Annotated in this window: 15 protein-coding genes; 7 read left to right on the plus strand and 8 right to left on the minus strand. The window is 29.9% G+C overall.

The window, feature by feature from the left end:
• Positions 1–18: 18 nt before the first annotated feature.
• Positions 19–579 (minus strand): DUF3172 domain-containing protein, encoded by a 561-nt coding sequence (locus GM3708_RS06015; RefSeq protein WP_066344877.1) that lies wholly within the window; start codon positions 577–579, stop codon positions 19–21.
• Between the two features lie 210 nt (positions 580–789).
• Here GM3708_RS06015 and GM3708_RS06020 point away from each other — a divergent pair, with 210 nt between their 5' ends.
• Positions 790–2601 (plus strand): bifunctional diguanylate cyclase/phosphodiesterase, encoded by a 1812-nt coding sequence (locus GM3708_RS06020; RefSeq protein WP_066344878.1) that lies wholly within the window; start codon positions 790–792, stop codon positions 2599–2601.
• Positions 2602–2786: 185 nt separating this feature from the next.
• On the opposite strand, the gene GM3708_RS06025 is transcribed toward GM3708_RS06020, so the two are convergent.
• From GM3708_RS06025 to GM3708_RS06040, 4 genes are all read right to left on the minus strand, one after another.
• On the minus strand, positions 2787–3653 hold the full coding sequence (locus GM3708_RS06025) for a fructosamine kinase family protein (protein WP_066344880.1): 867 nt from the start codon (positions 3651–3653) through the stop codon (positions 2787–2789).
• Positions 3654–3663: 10 nt separating this feature from the next.
• Positions 3664–5196, minus strand: coding sequence for an anthranilate synthase component I (gene trpE, locus GM3708_RS06030; RefSeq protein WP_066344881.1), 1533 nt, complete (start codon positions 5194–5196; stop codon positions 3664–3666).
• Positions 5197–5290: 94 nt separating this feature from the next.
• Entirely contained in the window at positions 5291–6061 is a 771-nt protein-coding gene (locus GM3708_RS06035) for a hypothetical protein (RefSeq protein WP_066344883.1), read from the minus strand.
• A gap of 85 nt (positions 6062–6146) precedes the next feature.
• Positions 6147–7514: an LCP family protein gene (locus tag GM3708_RS06040; RefSeq protein ID WP_144439285.1), complete on the minus strand. Its 1368-nt coding sequence runs from the start codon at positions 7512–7514 to the stop codon at positions 6147–6149.
• Positions 7515–7599: 85 nt separating this feature from the next.
• Between GM3708_RS06040 and GM3708_RS06045 the strand changes: the two genes are divergently transcribed.
• Together GM3708_RS06045 and GM3708_RS06050 are read left to right on the plus strand one after the other, a co-directional pair.
• On the plus strand, positions 7600–8661 hold the full coding sequence (locus tag GM3708_RS06045; RefSeq protein ID WP_066344884.1) for a mannose-1-phosphate guanylyltransferase: 1062 nt from the start codon (positions 7600–7602) through the stop codon (positions 8659–8661).
• Between the two features lie 137 nt (positions 8662–8798).
• The gene (locus GM3708_RS06050; RefSeq protein WP_066344885.1) at positions 8799–10610 is read left to right on the plus strand and encodes an SLC13 family permease; all 1812 of its coding nucleotides are present in this window, start codon (positions 8799–8801) and stop codon (positions 10608–10610) included.
• A gap of 50 nt (positions 10611–10660) precedes the next feature.
• On the opposite strand, the gene GM3708_RS06055 is transcribed toward GM3708_RS06050, so the two are convergent.
• From GM3708_RS06055 to psb28, 3 genes are all read right to left on the minus strand, one after another.
• A complete protein-coding gene (locus GM3708_RS06055) occupies positions 10661–11176 on the minus strand; it encodes a hypothetical protein (protein ID WP_066344886.1) in 516 nt (171 codons plus the stop codon).
• A 124-nt stretch (positions 11177–11300) separates the two neighbouring features.
• Entirely contained in the window at positions 11301–11804 is a 504-nt protein-coding gene (locus tag GM3708_RS06060) for a molybdenum cofactor biosynthesis protein B (RefSeq protein ID WP_066344887.1), read from the minus strand.
• Positions 11805–11945: 141 nt separating this feature from the next.
• Positions 11946–12281: a photosystem II reaction center protein Psb28 gene (gene psb28 / locus GM3708_RS06065; RefSeq protein ID WP_066344888.1), complete on the minus strand. Its 336-nt coding sequence runs from the start codon at positions 12279–12281 to the stop codon at positions 11946–11948.
• Between the two features lie 128 nt (positions 12282–12409).
• Between psb28 and GM3708_RS06070 the strand changes: the two genes are divergently transcribed.
• From GM3708_RS06070 to GM3708_RS06085, 4 genes are all read left to right on the plus strand, one after another.
• Positions 12410–13927: a helicase C-terminal domain-containing protein gene (locus tag GM3708_RS06070; RefSeq protein ID WP_066344890.1), complete on the plus strand. Its 1518-nt coding sequence runs from the start codon at positions 12410–12412 to the stop codon at positions 13925–13927.
• Positions 13928–13996: 69 nt separating this feature from the next.
• On the plus strand, positions 13997–14272 hold the full coding sequence (locus GM3708_RS06075) for a hypothetical protein (RefSeq protein WP_066344892.1): 276 nt from the start codon (positions 13997–13999) through the stop codon (positions 14270–14272).
• A 640-nt stretch (positions 14273–14912) separates the two neighbouring features.
• Entirely contained in the window at positions 14913–15461 is a 549-nt protein-coding gene (locus GM3708_RS06080) for an NUDIX hydrolase (RefSeq protein WP_066344893.1), read from the plus strand.
• 94 nt (positions 15462–15555) lie between these two features.
• A complete protein-coding gene (locus GM3708_RS06085) occupies positions 15556–16218 on the plus strand; it encodes an HAD-IA family hydrolase (protein ID WP_066344894.1) in 663 nt (220 codons plus the stop codon).
• The last annotated feature ends 95 nt before the right edge of the window (positions 16219–16313 follow it).

Here is a 16313-nt window from a genome sequence, read left to right on the forward strand (position 1 = left end):
TGCCATTAACTGAAATTTTTAGAAGTTTTCTGTAGGTTTTGAATCTACAGCACCTGGGCGATTAAAAAATAAATTTCCAGCGGCATCATTTTGATAAATACATTCTATTTTTGGAGAACTTTCTAAAGTACCAGTAAATCCAAAAGTGTTCATGCGATTTTTGCATTCTCTAACTTGAGTATCGGTAACTAATTTTTGTTGTTCAAGTATTGACCAGTTATTTTTTCTTAATACACATCCGGGTTTCATGTTAGGCTGTGTTACATATACGTTGAAAGGATTGAGGGTGATGAAGACACGAAGATCAGAAACAATGGCGCTAGCACCAAATTGGACACAAATTTCGGGATTAGGAGCACTACGATCTATTACTTCCCTTGATGCCACATTAGGGCTATTGGTGGCTTGTCCTGAACTTAAAGCAATACCGACACCAATACCTAAAATAAAAATACCAGCACAAATAGCGGCTAGAGTATAGTTAATACCCTCGAATAATGAAGATGATTTTAGGTTTTTTCGGCGATCAGGTTCTGAATAGTTATCATAGGAGTAAGGGTTTTTTGGTCTGCGCTTCATGCCTTAATTTCGGGACTATTTTTTGTCAATTATAACTTAATAATTTACTAGAATAGATCTAAGAGGAAAAACGATGATGAATTGATTAAAATATTCTTAATATTTATTTTATAATTGTCCATAACTCATATATACTGAAATGTTAACAACTAAATCTCTCAAACAAATTTTATTGTCATTGTTGTTAATCAATCAAAACCAATAATTACGATGATTACAGATAAGAATTTAAGTGATTCTAATGTACTTAGCTCTGACCCCAAAATACCTTTAGCATATCCTTCCGCTCAAGAGAGATTTTCTAGTTCTTGTAATGATAATAGTCAAGATCAGATTACTCTATTAGCGGCGGCAGTTCATAGTGCGCATGATTCTATTGTTATTACTACTACAGAATTAGATTATCCCGGTCCTGAAATTGTGTTTGTTAATAAGGCTTTTACCGAAATGACGGGTTATTCTACTAATGAAATCATTGGTAAGACTCCTCGTATTTTACAAGGACCAAATACTGATCGTACTGTATTTAAAGATTTAAAGGCAAAATTAAGAAAGGGACAAGTTTTTTTTGGAGAGGCAATTAATTATCGCAAAGATGGTACAGAGTTTTATAATCAATGGCATATTGAACCGATTAAAAATAGTTCGGGAGATGTTACTCATTATTTAGCGATACAAAGAGATGTTACCGATAAAATTAATGGGGAAAAAAAATTAGTTTATGATGCTTTTCATGATTCTTTGACTGGACTTTATAACCGTGCTTGGTTTTTACAAAGTTTACAGAATAGTTTAACTAAAGCGAATGAGTATCAAGATTATATTTTTGCATTACTGTTTTTAGATTTAGATGGTTTTAAATTAATTAATGACACATTGGGTCATTCTGTGGGAGATACTTTTTTACAAGAAGTTGCTCAAAGAATCCAAAATACTATTCGTCCTCAAGATAAACTAGCTCGTTTAGGGGGGGATGAATTTACTATTATTATTGAAGATGTTAAAGATTTAAGTATTATTTCAGAAACTGCTGAGAATATTCAACGCAAATTACAACAACCTCTTATTTTAGGTTCTCAAGAAGTATTTACGTCAGGTAGTATTGGTATAACCCTTAGCAGTATGGGCTATGAAACAGGAGAAGAAATGGTGCGAGATGCTGATTTAGCTATGTATCGGGCGAAGTCTTTAGGAAAGTCTCGATCTGCTATTTTTAATAAAACTATGCACAAAGTAGCCGTAACAAGACTCAATTTAGAAAATGATTTGCGTAAGGCTTTAGAAAAAGAACAATTTGAACTTTATTATCAACCAATTATTTCTGTCGCAGATCAAAATATTGTCGGTTTTGAATCTTTATTGCGTTGGCATAATGCTGATAAAGGTTTTATTTCTCCTGCCGGATTTATTCCTTTGGCAGAAGAAACAGGCTTAATTGTGGAAATTGGCGAATGGGTTTTACGTCAGGCTTGTACTCAATCTCGTTTGTGGGAAAATTTGTTTCCTGATCATTCTTTTTTTATGAATGTTAATCTTTCTCCTCGTCAATTAAAACAACAGAATCTGGTGGAAACCGTAGAAAATATTTTAAAAGCAAGTCAATGTCATCGTCATCTAATTAAATTAGAAATTACAGAAAGTGCGATTTTGGAAACAGATAATAAAGCAGATATAATGCTTAATGAATTAAAACAGTTAGGAGTTAAACTTTGTATTGATGATTTTGGTACTGGTTATTCTTCTTTAAGTCGTTTATATAAATTTCCCATCGATACTCTCAAAATAGATGCTTGTTTTATTCGTGCTATTGGTAAACATGAACGAAAAGAGAAAATTTTAGAAACAATAGTTAATTTAGCACACAATTTAGATATGGAAGTAGTGGCAGAAGGAGTGGAAACAGAAGCTCAATTTTTAAAGGTAAAACAACATCAATGTGAGTATGTACAAGGTTATTTATTTGGACATCCCCTAAATAGCAGTGATACAGAAAAATTCATTCAGGCAAAATATTCAATGTAATAAGGAATAGTTAAGGGTTGCTGAAAGAGTTTGCTGGTGAGGGTAGCTATCAGCACTCAGTAATTATCTTAAATAACAAAAAATCAAGATTTTTAACTGAGTATTATTATTGATTGAATGTCAATTTTTATTTGAAAATTCAGCCAAAAATGTTAAGTTTTTCAAAAACATTTGCTCACTGCCGATTAAGGATTACTTATTTTCATGATGATTGTTTTAGCTTGAGACTCATAACTACCACCGAATAAGTTAAAGTGATTGAGAATATGATATAAATTATAAATGGTTTTTCTTTGGTTATAGCCTTTATCTAATGCCCATTGATGATTATAACCTTCATAAAAAATGCTAGGAAAACCGCCAAATAACTCTGTCATCGCAATATCAACTTCTCGATCGCCATAATAACATGCAGGATCAAAAACAACTCCTTCTCCATTATCCTTAAATCCTGCATTTCCTGACCATAAATCACCGTGTACTAAAGATGGAAAAGGATTATGATTAGTTAAAATAGATCTTACTTTCTCAATAATTTCTTGCGGATTCGTAAAATTTCCTCCTCGACGATTTGCCAATTTTAGTTGATAACCAATTCTTTTTTCGGCAAAAAAATTCGCCCAATTATCATCATAATTGTTAATTTGTGGTGTTGAGCCGATAGTATTATTTCTGTGCCAACCAAAGGGCTTTTTAATTTTGATTTGATGTAATAAAGCTAATTTTTGTCCTAGTAAACCCCATGATTGACTATCTCCACGCCCTAAATTTAGATATTCTAAAACAAGATAACTATTATTGCCTGATACACCATAACAAATTGGTTTTGGTACAATAATCGTATTGGTATGATAAATTTCTTCTAGGGCGACGACTTCCGCCAAAAACATTTCTATTTTTGAAGCATTATTTAATTTGACAAAATAACTTTTATCTTTCCCAATAAGTTGATAAGCCTGATTAATGCAACCACCACCAATAGATTTATAATTGATTAATTCAAATTTTGAATCGTTATTTTGATTAATTGCGTTAGTAATTTCTGACCACATTTGAAGATAATTAACTTAAACTACGAATTGCTTCTAACAAACCTCTAGCTTTATTTAAGGTTTCTTGATATTCTTTTTCAGGATCAGAATCTGCTACTAATCCAGCACCAGCTTGAACTGATACTCGATGATGATCATTATTATCTATCCTTTCGACAATCATAGTTCTAATAGTGATGGCAGTATTTAGTTGTCCTTCAAAATCATAGTAACCATAAACACCTGAGTAAGGGCCTCGTCTTTCAGGTTCTAATTCATTTATAATTTCCATGGCACGAATTTTGGGAGCACCACTAACTGTACCAGCGGGGAAAGCTGCTTTTAATAAATCCCAAGGAGTACAATTATCTGCTAATTCACCCACCACATTGCTAACGATGTGCATTACATGGGAATAACGTTCAATGACCATTAATTCATCCACATTCACACTACCTTTAACACAAACTCTACCTAAATCATTTCTACCTAAATCCACTAACATTACGTGTTCGGCAATTTCTTTGGGATCATGTAATAAATCTGTCGCAAATAGTTGATCTTCTTGAGGAGTTTTTCCTCTAGGTCTTGTTCCTGCAATAGGGCGTAATACGGCTTTTGTTTTGCCTTCTGGAGTTTTTGTGGCTTTTACCATTACTTCAGGAGATGAACCGATAATTTGCCACCCATTAAAGTTATAATAAGCCATATAGGGTGAAGGATTGATTAACCTTAATGACCTATATAACTCAAAAGGATTTCCTTGATACTGAGATTCTAATCTTTGAGAGATCACAACTTGAAATATATCTCCAGCTTTTATATATTCTTTCGCTTTTTCGACATTTTGACAAAATACTTCTTTACTCGTATTGCTTATATAATTCGTATTTTGAGGTTCTTGATTATTCTTACTAGAATTGAATTCTAAAGGTTTCGCTAATACTGGTAAAGGCAATTGTAATTTTAATACTAATTTAGTGATTTTGTCACAAGCCTGATGATAAATATCTTCTAAGGTTAAATCTTTTTGTCTTAAATCTGCATAGGCGATAGCCCAAATTTTGCGTTTAACTTGGTCAAAAATGATAAAATTATCCATCTGCATCCAGATTCCGTCAGGCAAATCTCCTTCTTGAGGAGGATAAATCTTGACTTTAGGTTCAATCCATGATATGAGTTCATAACCCCAATAACCGAATAAGCCACCAATGCCAGAAGGTAATTGAGGTAAATTAACGGGTTGAATAGATGTTAAACAATGGCTAACAATGTCAAAAGGATTACCCGTAAAAGTTTCTGTTTTACCATCACGGTGAATTTGTCTAGTTTGATTACCTTTAGCTTCTAGTATCCATACAGGATCACAACCTAAAAAACTGTATCTTCCCAGATTTTCTCCACCTTCCACCGATTCTAATAAAAAACTATAGGGTTGATCAGCACAAACTTTATACCATGCTGACACAGGAGTTTCTAAGTCTGCTACTAATTCTCGATAGATAGGGATAAAATTTCCCTTGTGAGTTAAAGCCGAAAATTCGGGGAAATCAGGAAAGATCATGATTACCAAACAAGATGATTTAATTTAATACCATAATTTTACCGTACAATTGCCTTGAAAAATTAACTGAAAAAAAACAGACAAAATATGGAATTCATCTTTCAACGTTAACTCTTTGAGTAATCATTCTAATGCCATCAGTACGAATTAAAAGAACTGAGTACCAATGATCTTCTTCTGTGAGGGGTAATTTGACTCGTTTGAAAATACCTCCAGCGGATAACGCATCTAATTCTAGGTTTGAAGGTTTGAGATACAGTGAAGGATTAATTTTTTCTTCTATAGCGGCTCCTAAAATAATATCCGATCCGACAGGGTCTTGTAAAATAACATCAAAATCGAATTCTTGTCCGGGACGAGCTTTTTCTGGTAAATTAATTCTTACGACAGGAGGATTTTGCCCAGAAGTTATTTCATTTTTTTCCTTGAGAATTTTTTGTTTTACTAATTGATTATCGACAAAATATTGTTCTGATTTTATTTCAGAATTTAAAGTCATTTTTTGATCATTAATTTTATAACTACCCTGAATATTAGTAGTAGTAATAGCAACTAATTGATTTTTGTCTTGACTCCATGATTCAATTTTGGTTGTATATTTCAAATCATCATATTTTGACCATAATTGTTTTAGAGAAGAGGTAAAACTATCATAATTTAACCCATCTTGATTGGTAAATTGAGGAGAAATATTTTTTTCAATTGATTTCAAATCACGATTATTAGCTGCTAAATCTATTTTGCTTATTACTCCTAAAAGCTCTTTGGGAATATTATTAGATTGTGCAACAACTTGATTATATTTAGTAAAAGTAAAACTAAAACTTAATATTACTAAAAGGAAAAATTTAAGACTTTTCTTCATGGTTTTATTGATCAAAAATATAGTTTAATCTTAATATATTATAGATAAAGAAATTGACGGTAATAAAATTAAATCTCATTCCTTATTATTTAACAAAGCTATCTTCTAAGAGTAGTTTTTCTGCATCATCTCCCAGACGAATAGTAATCTCAGAATCAATATCTCCCGTAGAGGAAGATTCTAATTCTCCAAAATGAAGGACATTATAAAGATTTTTTGCTGATTGGTAATCTCCTTGTTGAACTATGATTTTAGTTATGGGTGTAGGATAAGGAGAATTTACAGAGATATAAACATTTTTAAAGCCATTTTTTTCTAATAATAAAGCTAATTTTTTTGCTAACTTAGGATTAGGAGTCGCATTTTGAATCCCAATTCTAATATTTTTGTTTAATTCATCATTACTTGATAAAAACGAGGCATTAGTTAAGTATTCATTAATAACTTTTTCTTTATTATCAGGAGAAATTAGCCAATAACTTAGACGATATTCATTCGGATAACTCGCTCTTCCGGGTAACATTACCATATGAATGTCTTGTTTATCTAAACTTAAACTATAAGCAGAAAGACTCAATATTTCTGATTGTGTTAAATCTGTATCAATCTCTTGCTGTAATAACTTAATTGCTTGAGGTATTTTAAAAATTGCTTGAGGAGATTGTAATTTTTCTCTTAATGCTTTTAATAATATTTGTTGTCTTTGTACTCTACCAATATCCCCTAAATTATCATAACGAAAACGAGCAAATTGTTCTGCTTGATCACCATTTAAAGTTTGTTTACCTTCTTTTAAATCAATATATAATCCTTGAGTTTTATCAGTATATTGCATATCCATTGGCACATAAACCTCAACACCACCGATTAAATCTACTAAATCTTTAAAAGCGTTAGTGGTAACTCGAATATGTTTATCTATATTGATTCCTTCTAAATTTTCTTGAATAACTTCTTTAGTATAAGGCACACCACCGATGGCATTAGCACTATTGATTTTATCGTAGCTTCCGTTGGGTAAACGCACACGACTATCTCTAGGTATAGACAAAATTTTCAAGGAATGATCTTCAGGCTGAAATCTTACCAATAACATTGTATCGCTACGTCCAGAAAAACGAGTTTCTGGATTTTCTTCACTATTTGGTACTCTATCAATACCCATGACTAAAATGTTAACAGGATCTTGTAATTGTTGAGCAAAAAGAGAACTAAAACCAAAATTTTTGAAGGCTTCGAGTTTTTCCAAGATAGGATTAATATCAATAGATACAGGGCTTTTTAAAGCAATACTCATACCGATAAAACTAGAGATAGCTGCCGTAACGGTAAAACAACCACCCCAAATAAAACCTTGTAGCAGAGGGGAAGTAGATTTCTTGACGGGGATAGATTTTTTTTTGCCTTGGGAGTTATTTGACTGATGGGTTGATTTATGATTCAATTTCACCATTAATTTTTGCAGTTTCGATCTCTAATATTGATAACATAATCTTTGATTAATTGCGTACTATTATCGCTTTATTTTGGCAAAAAATATGAAAAATACATTTGTAACTGTTATTTTAGCGGGAGGAAAAGGTGAAAGATTTTGGCCTTTAAGTCGATTACAAAATCCTAAACAATTTCTTTCTCTCGATGGTAGTGGCAAAAGTTTGTTAGAAAACACTGCTAATCGTTTATTAAATTTAGCCAATGGTTGGGAAAATATTGTCGTTATCACCTCTGAGTTATTAGCTGAGGCGGTAAAACAACTATTACCTTTATTACCCTCAGATAATATCTTAGTCGAACCTGTGGGAAAAGATACTGCTGCCGCCGTGGCATGGGCTAGTTTATATATTAAAGCTCATTATGGAGAAAATGCGATCGCAGGTTTTTTCCCCGCAGATCATTATATTGGTAATCAAGAAGAATTTGAAAAAATTATTAACACTGCCATAAATTTTGCTACAAAAAATGATGCTATTGTGACATTAGGCATTAAACCAGATTATCCCAGCACGGGTTATGGTTATATTGAACAAGGAAAAAGCAAGACAGAAATTAATGAGTTGCCGATATATAAAGTAAGTCGCTTTGCGGAAAAACCTGATGAAGAAACAGCGAAAAAATTTATTGCTACGGGTAAGTATAGCTGGAATAGTGGGATGTTTATTTTTCAAGTCGGAGTTGTTTTAAAAGAATTAGCTAATTATGCACCACAAATTTTACAACCGTTACAAGAAAAAGGACAATTAGCCTATCAAGAATTAGAAAAAATTAGTATTGATTATGCCTTGATGGAAAAAACTGCCCTTGCTTACGTTATCCCTGCGGATTTCGATTGGGATGATTTAGGAGATTGGAATGCTTTAGAAAGATTATTAACTGCTGAAAATAATAATGTGGTAATAGGGAATCATATCGGGGAAGATACAAAAAATTCTATTATTTATAACAACCAAGAAGAGGAAGTGATTATGACAATTGGTTTAGAAAATGTGGTAATAGTCAGAGATGGAAATGCAACTTTAGTGGTGAATAAACATAAAACTCAAGATATAAAAAAAGCTTTAAAAATTTTACAAGAAAGAAAAGATAGTCAATTCTTTTTGTAAAACGATCAAAAATGCACTAAGATTTTATAGTAAAGAATTAAAAATCTTATCAAAAATATTTTTATAAGATTAAAAAATAATTAGCAATTATTAATAATAATCACAAAACAATCATTGTCCATTATCAATTAAAAGACATGGATTTTTTAAGCAACATTTCGCCTATTTTTCTGACTATTACTGTTTTAGTTGTTGCCTTAATTGCATTTATCGCCGAATGGTTACCCGTCGATTTAACTTCTTTATCGGTAGCTGTGGTATTAATGCTATTAGGCTTAGTCTCGCCAGATGAGGGAATTTCTGGCTTTGGTAATTCTGCCACAATTACTGTTATGGCTATGTTTATTCTTAGTGCGGGGATTACGAAAACAGGTGTTTTAAATATCGTCAGAGATTGGCTAATTAAATGGGGAGGTTATAATCCCACAAGACAAATTTTAGTGATGGGTGGTATTGTAGGCTCTATTAGCGCCTTTATTAATAATACTGCCGTAGTAGCTATTTTTTTACCGATTGTTGAGCAGTGGAGTAAACAAACGAAAGTTTCTGTTTCCAAGTTATTAATTCCTCTATCTTATGCTACCGTACTAGGAGGTATGATTACAGTTTTAGGAACTTCTACCAATATTTTAGCGAGTGGAATAGCAGTACAATTAGGTTATGAAGAATTTAGTATTTTTCAGTTTACTCAATTAGGTTTACCCACTTTTCTGATTGGTTTAATCTATCTTGCCTTTGCATGTCCAAAATTACTACCTGCACGTAAACCACCCGGAGGGGAATCTTTAAGTGAAGATTATGAGTTGAAAGAATATGTGAGTGAAATGATTATTCCTCCTAAATCGAGTTTAATTGGGCAAACTTTACGTAGCAGTGAAATTCAGAGAAAATTTGATTTAGATGTCTTAGAAATTATACGTAATGATGAACATTTTCCACCACCTTTAGCAGATAAAGTATTAGCGGTTGGTGATATTTTATTAGTGAGAGGAAGTCGTAGTAATTTATTGAATATTAAAGATGAAAAAGGGGTAGAAATTTTAGCTGATTTTAAATTTAATTCAGAGACTTTAGAAAAAGAATATAGAAATCAAGAAGAAAAAATTGCTGAGGTTTTAATTTTATCAAACTCTCGTTTAATTGGTTCAACATTAAAAGATTTACGTTTTAGGCAACGTTATAATGGTACTATTTTAGCCATAAGAAGAGGGCAAGAATTGATTAGAGAAAGACTTGGTAAAATTACTTTAAAATTTGGTGATTTATTATTAATTCAAGCACCAAAAGAGAGTTTTATTGGTTTACAAACTACCAGAGAATTATTAGTTTTAGAAGAAAAAAATCGAGAAAATTTAAGACAAGATAAATCTTTCATTGCTTTAGCTATTATTGTAGTAGTAATAATAATCTCAGCTTTAGATATTCTGCCCATTTTAACAGCTAGTTTAATCGGTGTTATTTTAATGGTGATTACTGGTTGTTTAAAACCGGGGGAAATTTATGGTGCTGTGCGATGGGATATAATTTTTTTATTAGCTGGATTAATTCCTCTTGGAGTGGCAATGGATAACTCCGGCACTAATCAATGGTTAGCTGATAAATTATTAGCGGTGACGGATAATCTATCACAATATTGGATTTTGGTGCTATTTTACTTTGCAACTTCCCTGTTAACAGAAGTTTTATCAAATAACGCTGCGGTGGTTTTAATGATTCCTATTGCTGTTAAAGTGGCAGAAACTATTAGTCTCGATCCTTTATCATTTATGTATGTAGTAACATTTGCCGCTTCTAATAGTTATTTAGCACCCATTGGCTATCAAACTAATACCATGGTATATGCACCAGGTGGTTATAAATTCTTAGATTATACCCGTGTTGGTTTTCCTCTTACCATTGCCTTAACTCTTATTACTCCCCTATTAATTATGAAGATTTATGGAGTTTAGAATTATTGAAAATTAGGATTCATAAATATAGAAGTTAAATGTGTTTTAGCTTAATTGTTAATTATATAAAAGCGTTTTTTATTTTCATCAAAAAATATACCATATTCTATTAGTTCATCACCTTTTGTCTTTAAAAAACTGTCATAGCCGAAATATCTTATATAATCAGTTTTTTTCAACCTTTGCCATACTTCTTGACGAGGTAAATAAACTCTTTTACTAATATCTTCTTGAGGTAAATTAGATAATAATGGTGGAAGATTAGATAAATTTTCTTTTTGAAGATAATTATTATTTTCTTTTAATTGTGATTCTAGTTTTTCAATTCTAGCTATCAAAGGTTGTAGAGATTCACTGAGAATTAAATTAATTTTTTCTTCTATATTAATGTTATCGTTTTTATTAAAAATGTCATCAATTGTTACTTGATTATTTTCTAAACAGGAATCAATAAAATTTTCAATAATAACTAAATAATTAATCTCTTTTTTAGCACATAGTTTTTTAAATTTAGCCAGTTTTTCGGAATTAATTTTGAGAGATTCTACATCATTATTATTAGACATAAGCCCAAATCCATTGTTATTATAGCAGTTCTAAATCATTAAAAATTAAAAAATTAATTTGTCAATTTGATGATACCTGAAAGCCGATAAATACTATAAGTTAAATGTATTTTAGCTCATTCAATTAACCTTTGTTTATTTCCTCAACTAAATGGTTTAATTCAGGTATAATTAGCTTTTCTAAACCTAGTTTAACGGCATTTTGAGAACCGGGCAACGAAAAGACAATTTTCCCGTTATATACTCCTCCTATAGCCCTAGAAGATATTGCCCTTGAGCCTATTTCTTGGTAACTTAAATAACGAAAAATTTCCCCAAAACCTGACAACGTTTTTTCTAAAATTCGACTGATTATATCATAAGTATTATCCCGTGGAGAAATACCTGTACCACCAGAAAAAATAATGCAATTTAATGCTTCATTGGATGCTAAATTTACTAATAAAGATTTTATTTCATGTGGCTCATCTTTAACAATCTGATAATTAATTATTTTATGATTAGCATTAATTAATATTTCTTGGGCAATCTTACCACTAATATCTGTTTCAAAAGTGCGAGTATCACTAATGGTAACAACAGCACAATTAATACTTTTTTTCTGTGAATTTTGATGAGGAATAGACATCAGAATCGATAATGATAAATGGGAAAAACTTTTATTACTTTGATCAATAATTAATTGGTAACAGTGATATTGGAAAAATCAATCAGTTAACATTTTATAAAATTACAATATTAATTGTTAATTGTTAATTATTAATTGATATTAAGACTTAGTAAAGCCTAATCCTTTTTCTTCTGCATAACGTTCCATAAAACGCATAAATCTATCCCATTCTTGAGAAGATTTTATCAAATAAATTGCTTCTATAGCTTTAGGTTCACCATTAATAAATTTACATTTTACCTCACGAGTTACCAATTCTCCCTCTTCATCCACCAAGTACATTCCTGTAATTTCTTGAGTGTTGCCACTCTCTAGTACTTTTGAACCTTCAAAACGAAATGTTGCAGTGCCATTACTACCGTCACGGGAACGAGTTAACTTAACATCAGGGATAGATTCTTCTACTATGCCTCTAGCAAATTCAATTTGAGCCATTGATGATATTTCCTATGATTTTTGATTAAACTATAACTTTACTTATCTTCTCATAACATTGAGTGATCAATAGTAAAATTTCAAGATTAGTCAAAAATAATCTTTTTGTCAATAATTGTAAAATATAAATGTTAGAAGTAGAAGTACACGCAGAATTAAGAAATTTTTTACATAAAACAGAGGAATCTTCTTGGTTACATCATCTAACCATGGCAAGAATGGTAGCTCGTGGTTTAAGATTAAGACGATCAACAATTATCCAAACTGGGGTTAATTATGAACAATATTATCCAAGTTATTTAACTCCAGTTTTGTTATCTTCAGTTTCCGTCATTATCGTAGCAGAAAAAAAAATTCAACAAGCATTAATTAAAGAAAAAATTCCTTTTTTACAAAAATATCTAAATACGCAAAAATTGGTAAAAAGTAAGTTTGATAAAATTTTTTTAAAAGAATTTCCTTTATATGTTATTGACTATGATGATTGGCTAGATTTACTAATGAACAATACACTAGATAATGATATTGTTAATATTATTGAAGAAGCAGAAAATTTACCAGATATTATTACTAAATATTTAACTCAAGAAATAGTTTTTCAAGATTGGCATTCTTTATTGTTACTTTTTCCTCAACATCAAAATTTTATTAGAGAGAAATTAGCGAAACTAACTAAATTAATTTATAGTCATCCTGTTAATCCTTATAATAGTTATTTATTAGAAGAAGAAGAAATAATCATAATTAATGAGTTATGTAATATAATTCATCGAGATATTGAAAATAAAGGTACTTTACAAAAATTTATTAATTTACAAACAAAAATATTAGCAGATAAGTCATACATTAATTATTTTACGATTCATAGGAAACAAGGTTTTTTTTCTATTAAATCATTACCCTTAGAGTTAAAATTCTCTATTAATCATATTTGGGAAAATAAATCTTTAATTTTATTATCTAGTTATTTAGAGCCACAAAAATATCCTCTTGATTATAGCGAATATTTAGGATTAAATTTGGATAATTTTACCTGTTTAAAGTTTTCTCCTGATGGACAAAATAATAGTCTTAATCTTTATTTTCCTCGTAATTTTCCTTTTCCTAATAATTCTCAATTTCAAAGTAGAGTTACTCAAGAAATTTTAGCTTTAGTTAGCAGTATAAAAATTAATCATCATCCTATTATTATTATTATTAATGATGTACCTTTACAGACACAAGTTACAGCTAATTTAGCCGCTTATTTTGGTTCAAGAGTACAATTAAATTCCATCAATATAGGAGAAAATAGTATTATTGTTTGTGATATAAAATTTTGGTTGAATTATCAATCTAAATTATTAACCCCAATATTATTAATCTTTGCCACTTTACCAATTCCTTCTTTAGAAAATCCTCTAATTTCTGCACAGGTTACTCATTATAAAAATCAGAAAAAAGATTGGTTTCGCCTTTATTTATTACCTTTAGCTATTAAAATTTTGCAACAATCAACTATGTCTGTTAGAAAAAATCAAGGGGTGATAGCATTATTAGATAATAGAGTTAATTATCGTAGTTATGGTGTTAATATTTTACGCTCTTTAGAACCTTATGCTAAAATTAATTATGTTGATATTTTAGGAATGAATATAAATAGTTAATAATAAAAGGTTAACTATAGTACATCAATTTATTAAAAAATAATAGGAATTCATTAGATATTCTTATTTATGCTTCTGAGAATTATTGGTATTGGCTTAAAAAGTGCAAATATCTTAATCAATTCAGTTTTAGAATTAGAAATAGTTAATCAAGCCACAGTTTTAATTAGTGATAATCACGATTTAAAATCTTTTAGTAATCACTTTGCTATTCAAATAGGGATTAATAACTTAGAAAAAATACTTAATAATATTAAAAAGTATCAAAAAATAGGAGAAAATATATTAATATTAGCGGCAGAAAATCTTTTATTTTTTGATAATTGGCGGAATATGATTAACTAACTTTATACCTGAAAAATTCTAATTTTATCTTCATCATATTTCTGTAAAATTAGAATTTAATCCATTGAAATACTTTAGCAAGATACACTATTTATTAGTCTTGATTTTAGGTAAATAATATAAAAATTATTAATGATATAGTCATTTTAAATAAGAATGAAACAGTTTAATAATATTAAAAATTCTCAAAAACTTTGATTTGTAGGCATTGTTCATCCTACATAATTTTTCCGATTGTCTCAGTGTTATTTTAATTAACTATAAAGCTGAAAATGTTATAGAAAATTTATCAAATTATGATCGTATTTTTTATGCAGAAAGTGGAAGTAATTTAATTAAATTATTAAACATCTTTAAAACATAAAATTAATTGTGAAGAAAAAATAGTAATTAGTTTAGATATTATCGAAAATTTAAACTGAGCTTGACAATATTTTAAACAAAATAATTAGCATTACAAGATTATTAACTGATAAATATCTAAGTCTTTAAATATTGGTAAAATATTCATTTAAACCATCTTAATTCTATTAATATTATTATAGCTAATCTATCAATAATTAATGAGAAAGGAGAAATTATTAATTATTTTTTCTGTTCAATTAGGATATAGTAAACATAATAAATAAATTAAAAATCTATGTTAGAAAAGCAAGAATCACCTGAAATTTTATCATCTCGTTTATTTTTTCAAGGAAAAAAGTTTCAATTTGAAGTTAATAGATTAAAATTACCAAATGGTATAGAAGGTGAATGGGAATGTATTCGTCATCCTGGTGGTGCTTTGGCTGTGCCTATTACCAATGACGGTAAATTAGTTTTAGTACGTCAATATCGCTTTGCTCTTAAAAGTCGATTATTAGAATTTCCAGCAGGTACAGTAGAAGAAGGAGAAAAACCCGAAATTACCATTAAACGAGAAATAGAAGAAGAAACAGGCTATCGTGCTCATAAATGGTGCAGTTTAGGTAAATTTGCTCTTGCCCCTGGATATTCTGATGAATATATTTATGCCTTCCTTGCTCAAGAATTAGAAAAATTACCCAATCCCCCTAAGCAAGATGAGGATGAGGATATTGAAGTGGTCTTAATGACTCCCGATGAGTTTGAAAAATTAGCCATGACTGGTAACGATATTGATGCCAAAACTATCTCTAGTTATTTTCTAGCTCGTCCTTTTCTGTTATGATTTTTTTATAGTGGGTTTTCTATATTCAAAATTATTAAAACAAAGATCAATAGTCTTAAACTTACCAAAAAAATTAAGTCATAAAAAATAAACAATGAACATTAATCATCAACCTAAAGTTATTTTTTTAGATGCTGTGGGTACAATTTTTGGCGTCAAAAATAGTGTTGGTGATATTTATACTCAACTAGCAAAAAAATATGGTGTTAATCGAGAAGCACAGATAATTAATGATTGTTTTTATGAAGCTTTTAAAAATTCTCCCTCTCTTGCTTTTGACATAAAAAATAAAGAAGAAATCAAAAGATTAGAATTTCAGTGGTGGCAAAAAGTTACTTATAATACTTTTAATCGAGATGATGCTATAAAAGATTTTACAAATTTTGAAGACTTTTTTATAGAACTTTATAATTACTTTAAAACTAGCCAACCTTGGTTTATTTATGATGATGTGATACCTAGTTTAAACCGATGGCAAAAACAAGGAATTGAGTTAGGTATTATTTCTAATTTTGACACTCGAATTTATGATGTTTTAGATAACTTAAATTTAAAAAAATACTTTGAAACAATCACTATTTCTTCTTTAACAGGAGTCGCTAAACCTGATGAGAAAATTTTTTTGACTGCTTTAGCAAAACATAATTGTCAAGCCGAAAATGCTTGGTATATAGGAGATAGTGTTAAAGAAGATTATTGGGGGGCAAAATTCATAGGAATGAAAAGTTTTTGGCTAAATCGCAAAATGAAGGGGTAAAAAAGAAAAAAAATAAAATCATTTTTAAGATAAGACTCATTTGACTTACATATTAAAATATCCATAAAATTTGAATAAACTTTTATTTGTTGCCT

Source organism: Geminocystis sp. NIES-3708 (assembly GCF_001548095.1).
GTDB lineage: Bacteria > Cyanobacteriota > Cyanobacteriia > Cyanobacteriales > Cyanobacteriaceae > Geminocystis.

What these genes read in the sequence shown, in the direction of transcription:
- GM3708_RS06015 (WP_066344877.1), bottom strand. Translation starts at nt 579, where the DNA reads ATGAAGCGCAGACCAAAAAACCCTTACTCCTATGATAACTATTCAGAA.
- GM3708_RS06020 (WP_066344878.1), top strand. Translation starts at nt 790, where the DNA reads ATGATTACAGATAAGAATTTAAGTGATTCTAATGTACTTAGCTCTGAC.
- GM3708_RS06025 (WP_066344880.1), bottom strand. Translation starts at nt 3,653, where the DNA reads ATGTGGTCAGAAATTACTAACGCAATTAATCAAAATAACGATTCAAAA.
- trpE (WP_066344881.1), bottom strand. Translation starts at nt 5,196, where the DNA reads ATGATCTTTCCTGATTTCCCCGAATTTTCGGCTTTAACTCACAAGGGA.
- GM3708_RS06035 (WP_066344883.1), bottom strand. Translation starts at nt 6,061, where the DNA reads ATGAAGAAAAGTCTTAAATTTTTCCTTTTAGTAATATTAAGTTTTAGT.
- GM3708_RS06040 (WP_144439285.1), bottom strand. Translation starts at nt 7,514, where the DNA reads ATGGTGAAATTGAATCATAAATCAACCCATCAGTCAAATAACTCCCAA.
- GM3708_RS06045 (WP_066344884.1), top strand. Translation starts at nt 7,600, where the DNA reads ATGAAAAATACATTTGTAACTGTTATTTTAGCGGGAGGAAAAGGTGAA.
- GM3708_RS06050 (WP_066344885.1), top strand. Translation starts at nt 8,799, where the DNA reads ATGGATTTTTTAAGCAACATTTCGCCTATTTTTCTGACTATTACTGTT.
- GM3708_RS06055 (WP_066344886.1), bottom strand. Translation starts at nt 11,176, where the DNA reads ATGTCTAATAATAATGATGTAGAATCTCTCAAAATTAATTCCGAAAAA.
- GM3708_RS06060 (WP_066344887.1), bottom strand. Translation starts at nt 11,804, where the DNA reads ATGTCTATTCCTCATCAAAATTCACAGAAAAAAAGTATTAATTGTGCT.
- psb28 (WP_066344888.1), bottom strand. Translation starts at nt 12,281, where the DNA reads ATGGCTCAAATTGAATTTGCTAGAGGCATAGTAGAAGAATCTATCCCT.
- GM3708_RS06070 (WP_066344890.1), top strand. Translation starts at nt 12,410, where the DNA reads ATGTTAGAAGTAGAAGTACACGCAGAATTAAGAAATTTTTTACATAAA.
- GM3708_RS06075 (WP_066344892.1), top strand. Translation starts at nt 13,997, where the DNA reads ATGCTTCTGAGAATTATTGGTATTGGCTTAAAAAGTGCAAATATCTTA.
- GM3708_RS06080 (WP_066344893.1), top strand. Translation starts at nt 14,913, where the DNA reads ATGTTAGAAAAGCAAGAATCACCTGAAATTTTATCATCTCGTTTATTT.
- GM3708_RS06085 (WP_066344894.1), top strand. Translation starts at nt 15,556, where the DNA reads ATGAACATTAATCATCAACCTAAAGTTATTTTTTTAGATGCTGTGGGT.